The sequence below is a fragment of the Planococcus beijingensis genome (assembly GCF_016820615.1).
Lineage (GTDB): Bacteria > Bacillota > Bacilli > Bacillales_A > Planococcaceae > Planococcus > Planococcus notacanthi.
Window position 1 is genome coordinate 433,961 of sequence record NZ_JADHDZ010000003.1, and the last position, 17,871, is coordinate 451,831.

Sequence of the window (17,871 nt, forward strand, 5' to 3'; positions counted from 1 at the left end):
AAGCAGCCGCCCTGAGGCGACTGCTTTCATCAGCAATGTTTAGTATTATCTCCAAACACTTGTAACAATATTCGTTTGGTTGCGGTCAGGACCGACAGAGAAAATCGAAATTTGTACGCCTGTCAACTGAGCGATGCGCTCCAGGTAATGGCGTGCGTTTGCAGGAAGTTCATCCAATGATTTGCAGTTTGTTACATCTTCCGGCCAGCCTGGAAGTTCTTCATAGACGGGTTCGCATTCAGCAAGCATGCGCAAGTTCGCTGGGTATTCCGTAATCAACTCGCCTTGGTAACGGTAAGCTGTACAAATCTTCACCGTATCCAGGCCTGCCAATACGTCAATCGAATTGACAGTCAAGTCCGTCAAACCGCTGACGCGTCGTGCATGGCGGACAACAACGCTGTCGAACCAGCCAATGCGGCGTGGGCGTCCAGTAGTTGTTCCGTATTCTTTACCGACTTCGCGGATCTGCTGGCCCACTTCATCGAATAATTCCGTTGGGAACGGTCCGTCGCCAACACGCGATGTATAGGCTTTGCAGACACCGATGACGTGCTGGATTGTTGTCGGGCCAACACCTGCACCAATGGTTACGCCTCCCGCTACCGGGTTCGAAGATGTAACAAATGGGTAAGTTCCTTGGTCGATATCGAGCATAACGCCTTGAGCGCCTTCAAACAATACGCGGCGGCCAGCGTCAACTGCATCGTTCAATACTTTTGACGTATCCGTTACGTATTTGGCGATTTCCTGGCCATATGCATAATACTCTTCCATAATTTCTTCTACAGTAAAGCCTTCTGTTTCGTAGAACTTCTCGAACAGACGGTTCTTTTCTTTCAAGTTCATGCGCAGCTTTTCTTCGAACACAACATGGTCCAGTAAATCCGCCATGCGAATTCCGACACGTGCTGCTTTGTCCATATAAGCAGGTCCGATGCCTTTGCCAGTTGTTCCGATTTTATTTGCTCCGCGGCGTGCTTCTTCTACTTCATCCTGCTTGATGTGGTATGGCAATAAAACGTGTGCGCGGTTGGAAATGCGCAGGTTCTCGGTTGTCACTCCACGGTCGTGAAGGCCTTTCAACTCTTTCACAAGCGCTTTTGGATCTACAACCATGCCGTTTCCGATTACCGATACTTTATCCTTATAAAAAATTCCTGAAGGAATCAAATGCAATTTGTACGTTTCTCCACCAAAAATGATAGTGTGTCCAGCGTTGTTCCCGCCTTGGTAACGTGCAATTACTTCTGCATGTTCAGATAGAAAATCAGTGATTTTCCCTTTTCCTTCGTCTCCCCATTGCGTTCCTACTACTACGACTGATGTCATCGTCCGCACCTCCGTTAGGCTATATGCCCTGTCTCAAACAGTGTTTATTGTATCAATGAAATGGGCTGTCGTCAATACAAAACAGAAGAAAACACGAACATATAAATGTGTTACCACATTTAATGTTCGTGTTTAAAAGTCTCCGCCGGATTCATGCTGGCTCCAGTCGATGGTGACGAATTTATTGTATTCTTTCACAAAAGCCAGTTTTACGGTACCGGTCGGGCCGTTACGCTGTTTGGCAATAATGATTTCAATCATGTTCTGGTCTTCTGTTTCTTTGTCGTAATAATCTTCCCGGTACAGGAAGGATACGATATCGGCATCCTGCTCAATACTTCCGGATTCACGTAAATCCGACATCATCGGCCGCTTGTCCTGCCGCTGCTCCACTCCACGGGATAACTGCGACAAGGCGATGACCGGAACTTCGAGTTCACGCGCCAAGCCTTTTAGAGAACGGGAAATATCCGATACTTCCTGCTGACGGTTTTCACCGGATTTACCGGGTCCCTGGATCAACTGAAGGTAATCGATCATGATCATGCCAAGTCCGTATTCCTGTTTCAGGCGGCGGCATTTGGCACGGATGTCGTTGACGCGGATACCCGGTGTATCATCGATGAAAATCCCGGCATTGGACAAACTTCCCATAGCCATTGTCAGCTTGCGCCAGTCTTCGTTCTGAAGGGCACCTGTACGCAACACTTGGGCATCGATATTGCCTTCCGCACAAAGCATACGCATGACGAGCTGTTCTGCGCCCATCTCCAGACTGAAGATGGCGACGTTTTCGTCTGTTTTAGTCGCAACGTTCTGCGCGACATTCAAGGCGAAAGCCGTCTTACCGACAGAAGGCCGTGCAGCCACGATGATCAAGTCGTTTCGCTGAAACCCTGCAGTTACCTTATCGAGGTCTCGGAAGCCTGTAGGGATGCCTGTAACGTCTCCTTTGCGTGTATGCAAAAGTTCGATGTTGTCATAGGTCTTGACCAGAACATCTTTGATGTGGGTAAAGTCACCGGCTTTTTTCCGGCTCGATACTTCCATCATTTTCTTTTCCGCTTCGGAAAGCAATGCTTCCACTTCATCTTCGCGCGTAAAGCCGTCTTCGACAATCGTCGTCGCTACTCGGATGAGGCGGCGCAGCAATGCTTTTTCTTCAACGATATGGGCGTAATGCGCCACGTTGGCGGCCGTCGGTACAGCATTGGCGATTTCCGTCAAATACGATAGGCCGCCGATGTCTTCCAACTCTTTTTTGACCGAAAGCTCTTCTGTCACGGTCACCACATCGATCGCTTTTCCCTGATCCGCCAAGTTCAGCATCGTCTGGAAAATCTTCTGATGGGCAATCCGGTAAAAATCTTCCGCCATCACGATTTCAGCAACCGTGATGAGGGATGGTGGTTCTAAAAAGATGGCGCCAATAACCGATTGTTCGGCTTCATGGTTGTGCGGGGGGACACGATCTATCATTTCGTTCATCGGTCTTCCACCTTACGCTTCTTCAGTAACATGAACTCGAAGCGTAGCAGACACATCATGATGCAATTTTACAGGAATATTGGTATAGCCAAGCGCGCGGATTGCGTCGTCCAATTCCATTTTGCGCTTGTCCAATTTGATGCCGTGTTTTTTCTCAAGCGCTGTTGCCACTTGCTTGGTTGTGATCGATCCGAAAATGCGTCCGCCTTCTCCGGATTTGGCTGTCAGTTCGATCGTCAGGCTTTCCAGCTTTTCTTTCAGCTGTTCAGCTTCCTGGCGCTCAAGATCAGCTTCCTTCTGTTCTTTCTTCTTCTGTCCGTCCAATTTGCTGATGGTGGCTTGGTTCGCTTCAATCGCCAAATTGTTTTTCAACAGGAAGTTATGTGCGTAGCCATCCGCCACGTTTTTAATCTCGCCTTTTTTGCCTTTGCCTTTTACGTCTTTCAAAAAGATCACTTTCATTCGTTTGTTCCTCCTTCATTGTTTTCCATAATGGCCGCTTTTAGTTGGCCAATGGCTTCTTCGATCGTGGCGTTCGGCATCTGTGTGGCCGCATTGGTTAAATGGCCGCCTCCGCCGAGATTTTCCATAACGATCTGGACATTCACTTCTCCAAGCGACCTGGCACTGATGCCGATGCCGCCTTCTGAGCGCTCAGCCACTACGAAAGACGCGTTGACGTCTTTCATCGTCAGCAGGATGTCTGCGGTCTGGGCAATCAATACCGGACTGTATACGCGTCCAGGTTCGCCTCTGGCGATAGCGATGCCATCTCCGACAAATTCCACCGTCTGAACGATTTTCGCACGTTCAACATAAGTTTCCAAGTCTTCTTTCAGGATCCGCTGGACCAGCACGGTGTCCGCTCCATTCGAACGCAGATAAGAAGCTGCTTCAAATGTCCGGGCGCCCGTTCTTAACGTAAAGCTCTTGGTATCGACAATGATTCCCGCCAGCATCGCTGTCGCTTCCAGCATGGACAATTTTTCGTGCTTCGGTTGGTATTCAATCAATTCGGTCACCAATTCAGCGGTCGATGAAGCATAAGGCTCCATATAAACCAGCATGGTGTTGGTAATGAATTCTTCGCCTCGGCGGTGGTGGTCGATCAAAACGACCCGTTCCATCCGCTGCAGCAGCCGTTCATCTATGACCATTGATGGTTTATGCGTATCCACGATGACCAGCAGGGAATGCTCGGTCATGTCGGCTAGCGCCTCTTCGGGCGTGATGAACTGTTCAAACAGCTCCGGAGCGCCTTCAATTGCTTCCATGAGCCTCATGACACTGCGGTCGTACTCATCAAAGTCGATGACGATGCGGCCTTTGACTTTATTCATCGCAGCCATTTTAGCAACACCGACAGCGGCACCGATCGAATCCATATCGGGCATTTTATGGCCCATGACAAAGACTTGATCACTTTCCTGAATCAAATCACGCAACGCGTGGGAAATGACACGCGCCCTGACCCGTGTCCGTTTTTCAACCGGGTTGGTCTTGCCTCCGTAAAACTTCACTTTTCCACTCGGATGCTTGATGGCAACCTGATCGCCTCCACGGCCGAGCACCAGATCCAGCCCAGATTGAGCCAGGCCTCCAAGCTCGACCAATGATGCAGATCCGGCTCCTACTCCGATGCTCAAGGTCAATGCCAAATTATCTTTGGCAGTGACTTCACGGATGTCATCCAAAATAGCGAATTTCGACAGCTCCAATTCCTTCAGAATCGATTCGTTGAAGACCGCCATAAAGCGGTCAGATGAAATGCGTTTAACAAAAATCCCATGATCGGCGCCCCATTGGTTGACGAGCGAAGTCACCAGGCTGTTGAGGTTGCTGCGCGTCTGATCATCCATGCCTTGCGCCAATTCATCGTAGTTATCAATAAACAAAATACCGATAACCGTGCGGTCCGCGTAATAAAGCGTCTCGATCTCCACTTGCTCGGTAATATCGAAAAGATAGAACAACCGGTCGTCGGCTTTGTAGAATACGCGGTATTTGCGGTCCCCCAAAGTGATAGTGAGCTCTCTCGGTTCCTCTGATTTCACCAATGTATGGAACTCGTCCGACAAGGTATAGAGGGATTCACCGATCAATGTATCGTACTCAAGTGTCGATGTCATATAGGGATTAGCCCATTCAATGTCGTATTTTTCATTGACCAGCAAAATCCCGATCGGCATTTCGAGCAATGCTTCCTCTCCGACTTTTTTCATTCGGTAAGACAAAGTTTCAATGTGTTTTTCAGTGGCTTCATAAACTCTTTTTTCCGTCACCCATGCCACAGCAAAGGCGATAACAAAAAGCAGCGTAAATATTCCCGCTGCCCATTCCGACCAGAGTGAAATCAGAATCGCTGCCACAATACCAAGAAACAGCAGCGCGATAAGCGGATATCGAAGTTTTCTCTTTCTAAAAAAAGCCGACATTATTCTTCAGCTCCTTATTTTCCTTTAAACTCGTGTGCCCGCTTGACCCAGCCCCGAATATCAAATCCAAGGTCTACGATTCCGACGATACTCGTAAATGATTGCAGCGGCAATGCCAAGAACGTCACCAGCACTGTTACCCATTTCGGCCAGCCTTCCTGGTGGATGTAGAAATGATAAAAAGAAACACCTTGCAGGAATAACAGGAATTGAAGCAGCACGGATGCATTAATGAAAATCATGTATGCCATCGTCCCGGGTTCAAATTCCGATAACAGCGAGACAAGCAACACGATTAAATAATACCATAAAACGGATTTCGGCAATTTCATGTTCCGGAAAGGCGGAAACTTAGGAACTGCAATCCCCAAGCGTTTCAAGATCGGCAGCAGGATCAGCAGCAAGACCCAGACCGTGATGAATACCCCCAATACCAGCAGCACCGGCAAAAGCGTTTCAAATGAAAACTGCATTTGTGCCACGAGCTCATTGTATTCTTTTATGGAAGCCTCGGAAGCTCCCATCGTCTTCATCATAGAACCTGCCTGCTCATAAGATTGATCGAACATGTTCTTAAACTCTTCCAGGACATTGATGCCGAACAAAGCAATGGAAGCCACATATTGGATCATCAATGACGCCAAAAGCACGATGCTCGCACCCATGAACATAAATAGTTTGCTTTTCTTATAATAAATTGAAATGCCGATTGCCAATCCCAATGGTACATGAATCAACGCCAGCGGCACTGACAAAAGCCCGCCGATGATAAAGGACAGCACCAGGCAGACCGATGCGAAAAGCGCTGAAGCTTTCCAGGGATATTTTGCGCTGTACCAAGCGACCGGCAATGCGAGAAACAAAGTACTTACTATACTTAAAACAGGCACATATACCGAGATCGCCAGCAGTACGGTAAAGACCGCCGCCATCATCGCCCCATTTGTAAGTTGTCGCGTTTGTTGATTTTGCATATGACTGTTTTTCCCCTTCTTTCGGGTAGATTTCATCCTTGTAATTGTACCATGATTCATTAACCTGAACAAAACCAGCAGTGTCTGGGGAAATGCGCAAAAGCCCGACTTTTAAAGAGAAGCGGACACAAAGGGGACAACTCTTGGGTTTCTTTAAACTCGGTCATCGGGCGCTTCGATATTCTACAAGCCACCTCTTAAAAACCACATTCTTGCATTACACCTTTGCCTGGCTACCGACCGGTTTCAAGGCATAAAAAAAAGACCGGTTTCCCGGTCTTTTTGAAATCATTGTCCAGACTCCAGCACCCAGATTCTAGGGCGCTTTCGCTTTTCTTTAATTATCTTTCTTCCGCAACAAACGGTAGAAGTGCCATGATACGTGAGCGTTTGATAGCGATTGTCAACTTACGTTGCCATTTAGCGCTAGTGCCTGTAACACGACGTGGCAAGATTTTTCCTCTTTCAGAAATGAATTTCTTCAAAAGGTCAGTATCTTTATAGTCAATGTGCGTGATGTTGTTGGAAGTGAAGTAACAAACCTTTTTCCGTTTTTTTCCTCCGCGACGTGGTGCCATATCGAATTACCTCCTTTGCTTAGTAGTTGTCCGTCAGTTTCAGTCCATCTTAGAACGGTAAATCGTCATCCGATACTTCGATCGGGCCGCTGCCGCTTGAGAATGGATCTTCATCTACACGAGTATGGTTTTGCTGACTTGGACTCGGTGATTGGTTCTGTTGATAGGAAGGCTGCTGCCCTTGTGAACGGTCTGTATTGGCATTCTTCGGTTCAAGGAATTGAACACTGTCCGCCACTACTTCAGTCGTATAGACGCGTTTCCCGTCTTGTCCCTCGTAGCTACCAGTCTGGATGCGGCCTTCAACGCCAGCCAAGCTTCCTTTTTTCAGGAAATTCGCTGTGTTTTCAGCTTGTTTGCGCCAAACGGTACAATTAATGAAATCAGTTTCGCGTTCACCTTGAGCGTTGGAGAATGTCCGGTTTACAGCAAGTGTAAAACGGGCAACTGCCGCGCCGCTTGGTGTGTAACGAAGATCTGGATCTTTTGTCAGTCTTCCGACTAAAACAACTCGGTTAATCATCAGAATTCAACCTCCTTCAAGTCAAAAAATTTGCAGTGCCATTATCCTGTTTACGCGTCTTTGCGTACAGCGATATGACGAATAATGTCTTCGTTAATGTTCGCAAGACGTGTGTATTCGTTGATAGCTTCAGAACCAGCGTTTACTTTTACGATCTGGTAGAAACCTTCACGCAAATCGTTGATTTCATAAGCTAAACGACGTTTACCCCACTCTTTCGACTCGATGATTTCAGCACCGTTAGAAGTAAGGATGTCGTTAAAACGCTCAACTAGAGCTTTTTTAGCTTCCTCTTCAATTGCAGGCTGAATGATATACATTAATTCATATTCTCTCATCGTGTTGTCACCTCCTCATGGACTTGGGCCCTGCTGTATCCAGCGGGCAAGGAGCAAGCAATTCATAAATATTACTCACATCACAGTATTGTATCACAATTCACAAGGTCTCGCAAGCGCGATTTTCCATTTAGATTCAACTATACTTTTGATTATAGATGCAAAGGATGTGAAGGCATGACACCCACCCATATCATTGAATTGAAAATGGAAGAAATAGCCCCTAAAGCACTTTGGTTTAATGTCTTTTTACTCGTGGCATTCGCAGTTGCCTATCATTTTTTGAACGAGCCATTATCTTTTCATTTTTCATTATGGGGAATTTTATTGTTTCTGATCGGTTACCTGCTGTTGATTGTCGCCCATGAAATCTTCCATTTGATCGGCTTTGTGGTGTTCGGAAAAGTCCCGGTGTCTTCCCTGAATTATGGTTTCGATTTGAAACTTGGTGTTGCTTACGCCACCACCAGTAAGCCTCTGCAGAATCACGCCATGCGCAAAGCACTGCTGCTGCCTTTTTGGATGACAGCTGCTCTTCCCACTGTAATAGGCTTTTGGCTCGACAGCCAGGTGCTTGTTCTGCTTGGTGCTATGCTGACAGCCGGAGCGTTCGGCGACTTCATCATGTATAAGGAATTGCGCAAAGAAAAAAATACTGCCTGGATCATTGATGACCCTTCATTGCCGCGCCTGCACGTCTATGATCAATACCCTGAACATAACAAAAGCGCCGACTGATGTCGACGCTTTTTCTATACGATCGAATGAGCGACAGCCCATGTTCCTGCAGGGATCTGCTGCTTCAGTAATTTTTCATCTTTTGCCAGATAAACGAGCGTTTCCAGCGTTTTGCTTCCCGCCTGCACGGTAATCGTCACCTTTTCATACAAATCCGTCTCAGGATTCCCTGAATAGTCCTCCAAATAATCCAAAGCCGGCCAAAGGACGTCAGGAATTTCATAAATTTCTCCTTCAACCTGCCCATTATCCGACAAAACCATTGCCGGGTAGCCCATTCCGGTATCGTACAAGATTCCTTTTGCTGTTGCCTGTTCTTCCACCAATTCCGCTTCTTCCAAATAACAATGATACTTCCCGCCTTGTTTCAGCGTTCCGTATGCAAATAACAACATCTTCTATTCCTCCATGCAAAAACCGGATGCGGTAAGGCATCCGGTTGCTTTTTAGTTTTGTGGTGCTGCACATTCGAACTTTTAAAACGTCTTACGCCTGTCGGAGGCCCACAGGATGTGCGTCAGCTAACCGTTGCGACAGGAAGTCGCGACCTTCGGTTAGCTTCCTTGAAACGGCCATCCTCGCTTTTAGCATATCCAGCTGCGGCGCCTAGCCCCTCGAGGTCGCTTCGCCCCTGCCAGCAATGGCAAAGTACGCCATTACCAGAAAGGTCTCCAGCGCTTGTCGGGGCTGGACAGGCGCCTCCGCTTTTGTCTTATCCAGCTGCGGTGGCCAGATTCTCGGGTCATAAGTCAACCCAGCGACGCGGCAAAGATCGCCACTTTGCTGGTTCGCCTTATGCCTGTCGAATCTTAACGGCCATCCTCGCTTTTAGACGTTAAATCTAAACAACATTACGTCGCCATCTTTGACGATGTATTCTTTACCTTCTTGACGCACTTTTCCTGCTTCTTTAGCTGCTGCCATTGAACCCATTTCAACCAGGTCTTCATAAGCCACAGTTTCGGCACGGATAAATCCGCGTTCGAAGTCAGAGTGGATGACGCCGGCACATTGTGGTGCTTTCATGCCTTTTTTAAATGTCCATGCACGAACTTCCTGGACACCCGCTGTAAAGTAAGTGGCTAATCCAAGTAAGCTGTACGAAGCCTTAACCAATTGATCGAGTCCGGACTCTTTAATGCCCAATTCTTCAAGGAACATTTCTTTTTCTTCGTCTTCCAATTCAGCCATTTCTTCTTCGATCTTCGCGCAAATTACGATTACGTCTGCATTGTCTTTAGCAGCGAAATCACGTACTTGTTGAACGTATTCATTGTTGTCCGCATCTGCGATTTCATCTTCTGATACGTTTGCTACGTACAGCATCGGTTTGATCGTCAATAGGTTCAGACCTTTTGCAATGCGCAGTTCGTCTTCTGTGAATTCGATTGAACGCGCCAATTGGCCATTTTCAAAGGCTTCACGCAATTTCATCAGAACCGGTTCTTCAGCAACAGCGTCTTTGTCTTTTTGTTTCACCAATTTTGCTGCGCGCGCAATGCGTTTTTCGATGCTTTCCATATCTGCTAAGATCAATTCTAGGTTAATGACTTCAATATCAGCGATCGGATCCACTTTTCCAGTTACGTGCGTGATGTTGTCGTCAGCAAAACAACGGACAACTTGGCAAATCGCATCAACTTCGCGAATGTGGGAAAGGAATTTATTTCCTAATCCCTCACCTTTGCTGGCGCCTTCTACGATTCCGGCAATATCGGTAAATTCAAAAGCCGTCGGTACGGTTTTTTTCGGATCTACTAGTTCAGTCAATTTATCAAGTCGCTCATCCGGTACTTCAACGATTCCGACGTTTGGATCTATTGTACAGAACGGATAGTTTGCTGCTTCAGCGCCCGCCTTTGTTATTGCATTAAATAATGTGGATTTCCCAACGTTTGGTAACCCTACAATCCCTGCAGTTAATGCCATAGGATGCACAACCTTTCCTCTATATAAAACGAATTATTTTTTACACAACCATTCCATTATAGGAATAGAACCTGAAAATGTCCATTTTTCATTCCGCTTCGGCTTTTACTAAAACTTTTTTCATTTTCTTATTGAATTCCATACGCGGCAGCATGACACTATGCTGGCAGCCCTCACATTTAATCCGGACATCAGCCCCCATACGGATAATCTTCCACGCATTAGCTCCACACGGATGGCCTTTCTTCATTTCAACTATATCGTTCAGTCCAAACTCCTTCATTTCCATGAGCCTGCCTCCTTCTATATTAACTGTTTGCGTTTTTTCCAAGCGCTTCTTCTGGAGAACGTTGCATCATTATCATACGTGGATACGGGATTTCGACTCCACGATGATCAAGGAAGTCCTTCAAGTCGCGCCGCATTCCTCTGGCTACAGCGAAATGCTGCATCGGCAATGTCTCTGCAGTGATCCGCATGACAATTTCAGTGGTCGTCAAATTTTGGACACCCAGCAATTCAGCCGGCTTGATGATTTGTTCGTAGCGATCCTGGAGACCGTCCAAAAATTCCATAATCAAACTTTCCACGCGAGTAATATCTGATTCATACGAAATATTGACATCGACGACCGCAATGGAATTGTGAATCGAAAAGTTTACGACATCTGTTATGGTGCCGTTAGGGAATATAAACAGCTCCCCTGTCCATGCTTTCACTTTTGTTGTCCGCAAACCGATTTCTTCGACAGTGCCTTCTGCAGCACCAATGCGGACGTAATCCCCCACTGAAAACTGATCTTCAAAAATAATGAAAAACCCTGTAATCACATCGCGCACCAGGTTTTGCGCCCCAAAACCAACGGCTAAGCCGAGCACCCCAGCTCCGGCGATCAAGCCGGTAATATCAATTGTAAACGTCGATAAAATCGAAACAGCTGCTATGAAATACACGACATAGGCTACAACGTTGGACAATAGCTTCGACAAGGTTTGTTGCCGGCGTTCGTTGTATAGCAATGGCCCTTTAATGCGTACAGAAAATGTTTTACGGATGACAACACGCAAAACTTTCACCAGTACAACCGCAGCGATGGTGATCAAAACCACTTTCAACAAAATGACAACCAAGTCAATCCACATCTCTTGGTCCGACAATACAGTTGTTATTTCATGCGTTATTTTCTCTAAATTCACTCTTTCACCTTCCTACCTCTTACATCAAGTTAAATTTATAGATGACCGTAACCACTATTCCGACCACCAATATTCCAGGCAATAGGTTGGCCACTCTAATTTTCGTAAGACCCATCATATTCAAACCGATGGCAGCGATCATAACGCCGCCTGTCGCAGTCATTTCCATAATGAACATATCCAATGCAGCATCTGGAATAGCCCGACTGATTTGAGTAGCAAACAAAGCAATCAAACCCTGATAAACAAATACAGGAACGGCAGCAAGCAAAACACCAAAACCAAGTGTAGAAGCCAAGACAATAGATGTGAATCCATCAATGATCCCTTTGGAGATCAGCACTCCGTGTTCATTGCTCAAGCCGCTCTCCATTGCCCCGATAATTCCCATCGCTCCGATGACAAAAATCAAGGTGGCAGTTACAAACCCTTGTGCGATGCTGCCTTTGCTTTCCTTCGCTCCCAACATGCGCTCAATCCAATGGCCAAAGGCATTCAGTTTGCCATCCAGATCTGCCCATTCTCCAAGAACCGCTCCAAGTACCAGACTAATGATGACAATGACGAAATTTCGGCTTTCAAATCCCATCTGCAAACCAAGCACAATGACCGCCAGTCCAATCACATACATGACCGTCTCTTTCATCTTGTCAGGAATATTGCGAAGAGCCCGTCCAATAATGGTTCCCACTACAATTAAAACCGCATTTATAAACGTCCCTAAGAGAACCACTTCATTTCTCCTCTCCCACAATATGCGTTAATTCTTTTCCGACTCTCTTCTCCCTCTTTTGAAGGTCGATTTTACGTCTTCGTCCAATCCCCACCGTATTTCACCTATCAAAAACAGAACCTATTTCCCATTTTGGGAAATAGGCACTCGTCAGCTTAACAACTCTAAAATCCGCTCCAGATCATCTTCTGAGAAAAACTCGATTTCAATTTTCCCCTTGTTCTTGCTCTTCTTGATTTGTACATTCGTACCGAAACGATCTCTTAACTCAGATTGCTTTTCTTCTATAAAAATATCTTTCTTTTTTTCAATTGTTTCACGTGGAACATTTTCGTTCAATCGCTGTACGAGATTTTCAAGCTGACGCACATTGAGGTTTTCCTTGACCACTTTTTCCGCAGTTTCCGGAATAAGTTTTTTGCTTCTTAAGCCTAGCAGCGTACGTCCATGGCCCATCGATAATTCCTTGTCAGAAATGAGTTTGCGAACATTTGCAGGCAAAGCCAACAGACGGACATGGTTGGCGATATGAGGACGGCTTTTCCCTAAGCGGAAAGCAAGTTGCTCTTGCGTTAAACTTAGAGCTTCCATCAATTTCTGGTAAGCTTCTGCTTCTTCAATCGGCGTTAAGTCTTCACGTTGAAGATTTTCTAATATAGCAAGTTCCATCATTTGCTGATCTGTCAGCTCTTTAACGATTGCGGGAACTTCTTTTAATTTTATCAATTTGGCTGCTCGGAAACGGCGTTCCCCTACCACCAATTCAAATTTTTCGCCTGTTTTTCTGACGACAATCGGCTGCAGGATACCGTGTTCCTTAATGGACTCCGCCAGTTCCTCTAAAGCCGCCTGGTCAAAAATTTTGCGTGGTTGGTATGGGTTTGCACCTATTTTACTGATGTTGATTTGAGTTACTTTATCCGCTTCATTGATTGTTTCGCCAGGAAACAATGCATTGATGCCTTTTCCTAATCCTTTAGCCATTATGAATCACTTCCTTCGCCAATTCTAAATACACTTCTGCGCCTCTGGATTTTGGATCATAGATGATAATTGGCTCTCCATGACTTGGTGCTTCGCTGAGTCTCACATTCCGGGGAATAATGGTCTTGTAAACTTTATCCTGGAAGTATTTCTTCACTTCTTCAATTACTTGCATGCCCAAATTTGTGCGGGCATCCAACATGGTCAACAATACACCATCAATCATTAAATCATGATTTAAATGCTTTTGCACTAAGCGAATAGTACTTAATAATTGGCTTAGTCCTTCTAACGCATAGTATTCGCATTGCACCGGAATAATGATCGCATCAGACGCCGTCAATGAATTCAAGGTCAACAACCCTAATGACGGTGGACAATCAATGATTATGTAATCGTACATATCTTTGACTTCTGCCAAGGCGTTTTTCAAGCGCGCTTCTCTTGAAATGGTTGAAACCAATTCGATTTCAGCACCCGCAAGCGAAATGGTTGCAGGAACCACATGGAGATTCTCTACCTTGGTTTCCATAATCGTGCTCTTTACATCTACATCATCAATCAAAACTTCATAGATGCATTGATCGACATCCCCTTTGTTTACGCCCACTCCACTCGTGGCATTCCCTTGAGGATCGATATCTATTAACAGAACTTTTTTGCCCAAATAAGCAAGGCAGGCACTTAAGTTCACTGAAGACGTTGTTTTCCCTACGCCGCCCTTTTGATTGGCGATCGCAATAGTTCTACCCACACTTGCACCAACTTTCTTTAATACTCTCTTCATTTTACTGCGGAACCTCTATTTTTGCTATTTTGGCAGGCTCCATTTTCCTATTGTATCAAAATTTTTCAACAATATGATGGCAAAGCTAGTAAAAAAAGCTCTTTCCTAGAAGGAAAGAGCCTTTACGATTTCTTTTTCGGAATTTTCACTGTGATTTGGTAATAATCTTCGTGTTCTTCTTCTTCTGCCGTCAAATCGATTCCACTTTTGGAAACCATGTTCAAGGACTCTTTAATGGTGTTCATCGCAATGCGCATATCTCGGCTAAATGCTTTTCTGCGGGCTTTCGGTTTTTTCGGTTGGGGCGTGAGCAGCTTGCTCACTTTTTCCTCCAACTGTTTTACATTCAAGCTCTCTTCAATCGTTTCCTCGAACAATTTGTGCTGAAGCTCTGCGTCTTTCACTTTCAGAAGAGCTCTTGCATGCCGTTCCGTCAACAAACGGTTCAACAACGCTGTTTGGATTTCTTCCGGCAACTTCAATAGCCGCAGCTTGTTAGCCACTGTCGATTGGCCTTTTCCAAGACGCTGGGCCAATGCTTCCTGTGTGATCTCCTGGATTTCCAGCAGATTTTGGTAAGCATGGGCTTCTTCAATTGAAGTAAGTTCTTCGCGCTGAAGATTTTCAATCAATGCAATGGAGGCTGTCTCTTTGTCACTCAAGTTCCGGACGATGGCCGGTACTTCTGTCCATTCGAGTGACTTCATAGCACGGAAGCGCCGTTCCCCTGCTATGATCTCATACTGCCCTTCACTCTCGGACTTCCGTACTACAATCGGTTGGATAACCCCATGAACGTGGATAGTTCTTGCCAATTCTTCAATCTTTTCCTGATCGAAGACCGTTCTCGGCTGATATTTATTGGCATGTATTTTGTCGAGCGGCAGCTTAATGACTTCTTCTGAAGTTTTATGGTCTCCCGCTTCCTTCTTCGCTGTATCATTCGCTTTATCGCCGCCTCCGAAGAAACGGGAAAAAGGACTTTTCATCCTCAAGCACCACCTTTTGCAAGCTCACTTAGCTGCTGAATCTTCATCGCTATTATTCCGTCGGCAAAAATGTTCCACGTGAAACATTACGAGATTGGCGATTTATTGGGAACTCCAGCTTTTCTTGGGTATTTCTTTGGTGTTTCCTTAAACTTTTTAAAGACCTGAATATAGCGTTCGCTCTCTTCCACTGGCAGCAGGAACGAATGAACAGCTTCCAATTTCACTCCAAGCTTCTGCAACGCTTTTTCGGCAGTTTCCAATTCGTCTGATGCAGACGCAGCTTTCATAGCAGCAAATACGCCGCCTTTTTTAACAAGAGGCACACACAACTCGGCCAATACCGACAGTCTGGCTACTGCACGTGCTGTCACCAAATCGTAGCTTTCACGATCGTTCGACTGGCCAAAATCTTCTGCCCGCGAATGAACAAATTTCACTTTCGTTAGGCCAAGTTCGCTACTCAAATGCTCCAGGAATTGAATGCGTTTGTTCAATGAATCCACAATCGTAACCTCGATATGGGGAAAACAAATTTTTAGTGGGATACTGGGGAATCCTGCACCGGCACCGACATCACAAATCTTCATCGGTTTTGTAAAGTCTATATAAAAAGCTGCAGTAATGGAGTCATAGAAGTGTTTTAAGTAAACAGCAGATTGTTCCGTAATTGCAGTGAGGTTCATTTTCTCATTCCACTCAACCAGTTCCTTATGGTAAACCCGGAATTGTTCAAGTTGCTCCTCTGTTAAAAGGATCCCTTTTTCGCTGAGGGCATCTTTAAACTGTTGTTCATTCAAGTTGGCTTCCTCCCTCTTGTTATGGGGTTTCTATGTAAAAGCAAATGGGCTGGTGTGAGCCAGCCCATTCTGTTGTCTAGCTTATGCCTTTGGTTCATGGGAATCCCATGATATCGAACAGGTGCTCCCACCTGAATGTTTACACTGAAATCTTAGCGATCTTTCCTTGTTCAATATACACCAATAAGATGGATATGTCAGCCGGATTCACGCCAGAGATGCGGGAAGCCTGTGCGATGGAAAGCGGACGGACTTCCGCAAGTTTTCCACGCGCTTCTGTCGCGATTCCTGAAATGGCATGATAATCAATATTTTCCGGAATTTTTTTATTCTCCATTTTTTTGAGTTTATCAACCTGCTGCAATGATTTTTCGATATAGCCTTCATATTTGATATGAATTTCGACTTGCTCTTTTACTTCGTCTTCCAGATCCACTACTGAGGTTGTCAGCTGTGAAATCATGTCATAGGTCATTTCCGGACGCTTCAATAAATCCGCTCCGCGAATGCCATCCTTCAATTCACTGCCGCCTGCGTCGCGAATCACTTGCTGGGTCACTTCGTTCGGCTTGATCATGATGCTTCTCAAACGCTTGATTTCTTCTTCAATGCGCTCTTTTTTCGCCAAGTATTTCACGTAACGCTCTTCTGTAATCATGCCGATTGAGTAGGCAAGATCCGTCAACCGCATATCTGCATTGTCATGACGGAGCAATAAGCGGTATTCCGCACGGGAAGTCAACAAGCGATAAGGTTCGTTGGTTCCTTTTGTCACCAGGTCATCGATCAATACACCGATATAAGCATCAGAGCGGCTCAGAATGACTTCATCTTTGCCTAACACTTTAGCTGCTGCGTTGATGCCGGCCATTAATCCTTGGCCAGCCGCTTCTTCATAACCGGAAGTTCCGTTGATCTGGCCGGCAGTATAAAGATTCTCAATCTGTTTCGACTCCAATGTCGGCCACAATTGCGTCGGCACGATAGAATCGTATTCGATGGCATAACCGGCACGCATCATTTCCGCCTTCTCAAGCCCTGGAATCGATTCCAGGAGCTGCCGTTGGACATGTTCCGGCAAACTGGTTGAAAGGCCCTGTACGTAAACCTCGCGCGTATTACGGCCTTCCGGCTCCAGGAAGATCTGATGGCGTGGTTTGTCATTGAAACGGACAACCTTGTCTTCGATTGACGGACAATAGCGTGGCCCGGTTCCTTTGATCATCCCGGAATACATCGGCGACAGATGCAGGTTGTCATCAATGATCTGATGAGTCTTTTCATTTGTATACGTCAACCAGCATGGCAGTTGATCTGTAATGTATTCGGTGGTCTCATGGCCGAAAGCGCGCGGCACTTCATCGCCGGGCTGAATTTCGGTTTTGCTGTAGTCAATGCTGTTGCTGTTGACGCGTGGAGGCGTACCCGTTTTGAAACGGACCGTTTCAAAGCCGAGTTTTTCCAGGTTTTCTGCCAATTTAATAGATGGCTGCTGGTTGTTCGGTCCGCTTGAATAACGCAGATCCCCAATGATGATTTCGCCGCGCAGGAATGTCCCTGTTGTAATAACGACGGATTTGGCACGGTAAATGCCTCCTACCTGCGTAATCAACCCTTGTACTTTACCATCTTCCACAACCAATTCCTCAGCAATGCCTTGATGCAAAGTTAAATTCGGTTCTTCTTCCATCAAGCGCTTCATTTCCTGTTGGTAAAGCACTTTGTCCGCCTGTGCACGCAAAGCGCGTACAGCCGGTCCTTTAGCTGTATTCAACATTCTCATTTGAATGTGTGTTTTATCGATAACGCGCCCCATGGCTCCGCCAAGTGCGTCAATTTCACGTACGACAATGCCTTTCGCCGGCCCACCGATTGATGGGTTGCATGGCATGAATGCGATCATATCCAGATTCATCGTCAAAACAAGCGTTTTAGCGCCCATCCGTGCAGATGCAAGAGCGGCTTCCGCTCCTGCATGTCCTGCGCCTACGACGATGACATCGAACGTGCCTGCTTCGTATTGTGGCATGTTCGTTCATTCCCTTCG

Annotated in this window: 19 protein-coding genes; 1 reads left to right on the top strand and 18 read right to left on the bottom strand. The window is 46.0% G+C overall.

All coding sequences use genetic code 11. The annotated features are described in order from the left end of the window. Nucleotides 1-45: 45 nt before the first annotated feature. The 8 genes from IRE19_RS10745 to rpsF form a co-directional block, all read right to left on the bottom strand. The gene (locus tag IRE19_RS10745) at nucleotides 46-1,332 is read right to left on the bottom strand and encodes an adenylosuccinate synthase (protein ID WP_191714546.1); all 1,287 of its coding nucleotides are present in this window, start codon (nucleotides 1,330-1,332) and stop codon (nucleotides 46-48) included. 132 nt (nucleotides 1,333-1,464) lie between these two features. Next, on the bottom strand, nucleotides 1,465-2,820 hold the full coding sequence (gene dnaB / locus IRE19_RS10750) for a replicative DNA helicase (RefSeq protein ID WP_191714545.1): 1,356 nt from the start codon (nucleotides 2,818-2,820) through the stop codon (nucleotides 1,465-1,467). Between the two features lie 12 nt (nucleotides 2,821-2,832). Beyond that, nucleotides 2,833-3,282: a 50S ribosomal protein L9 gene (gene rplI / locus IRE19_RS10755; protein WP_191714544.1), complete on the bottom strand. Its 450-nt coding sequence runs from the start codon at nucleotides 3,280-3,282 to the stop codon at nucleotides 2,833-2,835. Continuing rightward, complete coding sequence (locus tag IRE19_RS10760) at nucleotides 3,279-5,255, bottom strand: DHH family phosphoesterase (protein WP_203340385.1); 1,977 nt, start codon at nucleotides 5,253-5,255, stop codon at nucleotides 3,279-3,281. The genes rplI and IRE19_RS10760 overlap by 4 nt, the downstream gene beginning before the upstream one ends. A 14-nt stretch (nucleotides 5,256-5,269) precedes the next feature. After that, nucleotides 5,270-6,229, bottom strand: coding sequence for a YybS family protein (locus IRE19_RS10765; RefSeq protein ID WP_203340386.1), 960 nt, complete (start codon nucleotides 6,227-6,229; stop codon nucleotides 5,270-5,272). Between the two features lie 341 nt (nucleotides 6,230-6,570). Continuing rightward, the gene (rpsR, locus tag IRE19_RS10770) at nucleotides 6,571-6,807 is read right to left on the bottom strand and encodes a 30S ribosomal protein S18 (protein ID WP_006830564.1); all 237 of its coding nucleotides are present in this window, start codon (nucleotides 6,805-6,807) and stop codon (nucleotides 6,571-6,573) included. Between the two features lie 49 nt (nucleotides 6,808-6,856). Then, nucleotides 6,857-7,330, bottom strand: coding sequence for a single-stranded DNA-binding protein (ssb, locus tag IRE19_RS10775; RefSeq protein WP_008427713.1), 474 nt, complete (start codon nucleotides 7,328-7,330; stop codon nucleotides 6,857-6,859). Between the two features lie 50 nt (nucleotides 7,331-7,380). After that, nucleotides 7,381-7,668 (bottom strand): 30S ribosomal protein S6, encoded by a 288-nt coding sequence (rpsF, locus tag IRE19_RS10780; protein ID WP_106533339.1) that lies wholly within the window; start codon nucleotides 7,666-7,668, stop codon nucleotides 7,381-7,383. 177 nt (nucleotides 7,669-7,845) lie between these two features. Here rpsF and IRE19_RS10785 point away from each other — a divergent pair, with 177 nt between their 5' ends. Further along, a complete protein-coding gene (locus IRE19_RS10785; RefSeq protein ID WP_203340387.1) occupies nucleotides 7,846-8,406 on the top strand; it encodes a DUF3267 domain-containing protein in 561 nt (186 codons plus the stop codon). A gap of 14 nt (nucleotides 8,407-8,420) precedes the next feature. Here the strand turns inward: IRE19_RS10785 and IRE19_RS10790 are convergent, their stop codons facing one another. From IRE19_RS10790 to mnmG, 10 genes are all read right to left on the bottom strand, one after another. Further along, a complete protein-coding gene (locus IRE19_RS10790) occupies nucleotides 8,421-8,801 on the bottom strand; it encodes a gamma-glutamylcyclotransferase family protein (RefSeq protein ID WP_203340388.1) in 381 nt (126 codons plus the stop codon). Between the two features lie 433 nt (nucleotides 8,802-9,234). Next, complete coding sequence (ychF, locus tag IRE19_RS10795) at nucleotides 9,235-10,335, bottom strand: redox-regulated ATPase YchF (protein WP_203340389.1); 1,101 nt, start codon at nucleotides 10,333-10,335, stop codon at nucleotides 9,235-9,237. A gap of 88 nt (nucleotides 10,336-10,423) precedes the next feature. Next, nucleotides 10,424-10,624 carry a DUF951 domain-containing protein gene (locus IRE19_RS10800; protein ID WP_146555360.1) on the bottom strand — a complete coding sequence of 67 codons (201 nt, stop codon included), beginning with the start codon at nucleotides 10,622-10,624 and terminating at the stop codon, nucleotides 10,424-10,426. Nucleotides 10,625-10,643: 19 nt separating this feature from the next. Further along, nucleotides 10,644-11,531 carry a mechanosensitive ion channel domain-containing protein gene (locus IRE19_RS10805; RefSeq protein ID WP_203340390.1) on the bottom strand — a complete coding sequence of 296 codons (888 nt, stop codon included), beginning with the start codon at nucleotides 11,529-11,531 and terminating at the stop codon, nucleotides 10,644-10,646. 19 nt (nucleotides 11,532-11,550) lie between these two features. Then, nucleotides 11,551-12,264 (bottom strand): DUF554 domain-containing protein, encoded by a 714-nt coding sequence (locus IRE19_RS10810; protein WP_191714537.1) that lies wholly within the window; start codon nucleotides 12,262-12,264, stop codon nucleotides 11,551-11,553. 150 nt (nucleotides 12,265-12,414) lie between these two features. Next, on the bottom strand, nucleotides 12,415-13,248 hold the full coding sequence (locus tag IRE19_RS10815; RefSeq protein ID WP_203340391.1) for a ParB/RepB/Spo0J family partition protein: 834 nt from the start codon (nucleotides 13,246-13,248) through the stop codon (nucleotides 12,415-12,417). Next, nucleotides 13,241-14,002: a ParA family protein gene (locus tag IRE19_RS10820; RefSeq protein ID WP_191714535.1), complete on the bottom strand. Its 762-nt coding sequence runs from the start codon at nucleotides 14,000-14,002 to the stop codon at nucleotides 13,241-13,243. Before IRE19_RS10820 ends, IRE19_RS10815 begins: the two co-directional genes overlap by 8 nt. A 155-nt stretch (nucleotides 14,003-14,157) precedes the next feature. Continuing rightward, a complete protein-coding gene (noc, locus tag IRE19_RS10825; protein WP_203340392.1) occupies nucleotides 14,158-15,024 on the bottom strand; it encodes a nucleoid occlusion protein in 867 nt (288 codons plus the stop codon). An 86-nt stretch (nucleotides 15,025-15,110) separates the two neighbouring features. Continuing rightward, nucleotides 15,111-15,824 (bottom strand): 16S rRNA (guanine(527)-N(7))-methyltransferase RsmG, encoded by a 714-nt coding sequence (gene rsmG, locus IRE19_RS10830; protein ID WP_203340393.1) that lies wholly within the window; start codon nucleotides 15,822-15,824, stop codon nucleotides 15,111-15,113. A 139-nt stretch (nucleotides 15,825-15,963) separates the two neighbouring features. Then, complete coding sequence (gene mnmG / locus IRE19_RS10835) at nucleotides 15,964-17,853, bottom strand: tRNA uridine-5-carboxymethylaminomethyl(34) synthesis enzyme MnmG (RefSeq protein ID WP_203340394.1); 1,890 nt, start codon at nucleotides 17,851-17,853, stop codon at nucleotides 15,964-15,966. Nucleotides 17,854-17,871 lie beyond the last annotated feature (18 nt).

Excerpts from the sequence above, each read along its gene's own strand:
- IRE19_RS10745 (WP_191714546.1), bottom strand. The coding sequence starts at position 1,332 with ATGACATCAGTCGTAGTAGTAGGAACGCAATGGGGAGACGAAGGAAAA.
- dnaB (WP_191714545.1), bottom strand. The coding sequence starts at position 2,820 with ATGAACGAAATGATAGATCGTGTCCCCCCGCACAACCATGAAGCCGAA.
- rplI (WP_191714544.1), bottom strand. The coding sequence starts at position 3,282 with ATGAAAGTGATCTTTTTGAAAGACGTAAAAGGCAAAGGCAAAAAAGGC.
- IRE19_RS10760 (WP_203340385.1), bottom strand. The coding sequence starts at position 5,255 with ATGTCGGCTTTTTTTAGAAAGAGAAAACTTCGATATCCGCTTATCGCG.
- IRE19_RS10765 (WP_203340386.1), bottom strand. The coding sequence starts at position 6,229 with ATGCAAAATCAACAAACGCGACAACTTACAAATGGGGCGATGATGGCG.
- rpsR (WP_006830564.1), bottom strand. The coding sequence starts at position 6,807 with ATGGCACCACGTCGCGGAGGAAAAAAACGGAAAAAGGTTTGTTACTTC.
- ssb (WP_008427713.1), bottom strand. The coding sequence starts at position 7,330 with ATGATTAACCGAGTTGTTTTAGTCGGAAGACTGACAAAAGATCCAGAT.
- rpsF (WP_106533339.1), bottom strand. The coding sequence starts at position 7,668 with ATGAGAGAATATGAATTAATGTATATCATTCAGCCTGCAATTGAAGAG.
- IRE19_RS10785 (WP_203340387.1), top strand. The coding sequence starts at position 7,846 with ATGACACCCACCCATATCATTGAATTGAAAATGGAAGAAATAGCCCCT.
- IRE19_RS10790 (WP_203340388.1), bottom strand. The coding sequence starts at position 8,801 with ATGTTGTTATTTGCATACGGAACGCTGAAACAAGGCGGGAAGTATCAT.
- ychF (WP_203340389.1), bottom strand. The coding sequence starts at position 10,335 with ATGGCATTAACTGCAGGGATTGTAGGGTTACCAAACGTTGGGAAATCC.
- IRE19_RS10800 (WP_146555360.1), bottom strand. The coding sequence starts at position 10,624 with ATGGAAATGAAGGAGTTTGGACTGAACGATATAGTTGAAATGAAGAAA.
- IRE19_RS10815 (WP_203340391.1), bottom strand. The coding sequence starts at position 13,248 with ATGGCTAAAGGATTAGGAAAAGGCATCAATGCATTGTTTCCTGGCGAA.
- noc (WP_203340392.1), bottom strand. The coding sequence starts at position 15,024 with ATGAAAAGTCCTTTTTCCCGTTTCTTCGGAGGCGGCGATAAAGCGAAT.
- mnmG (WP_203340394.1), bottom strand. The coding sequence starts at position 17,853 with ATGCCACAATACGAAGCAGGCACGTTCGATGTCATCGTCGTAGGCGCA.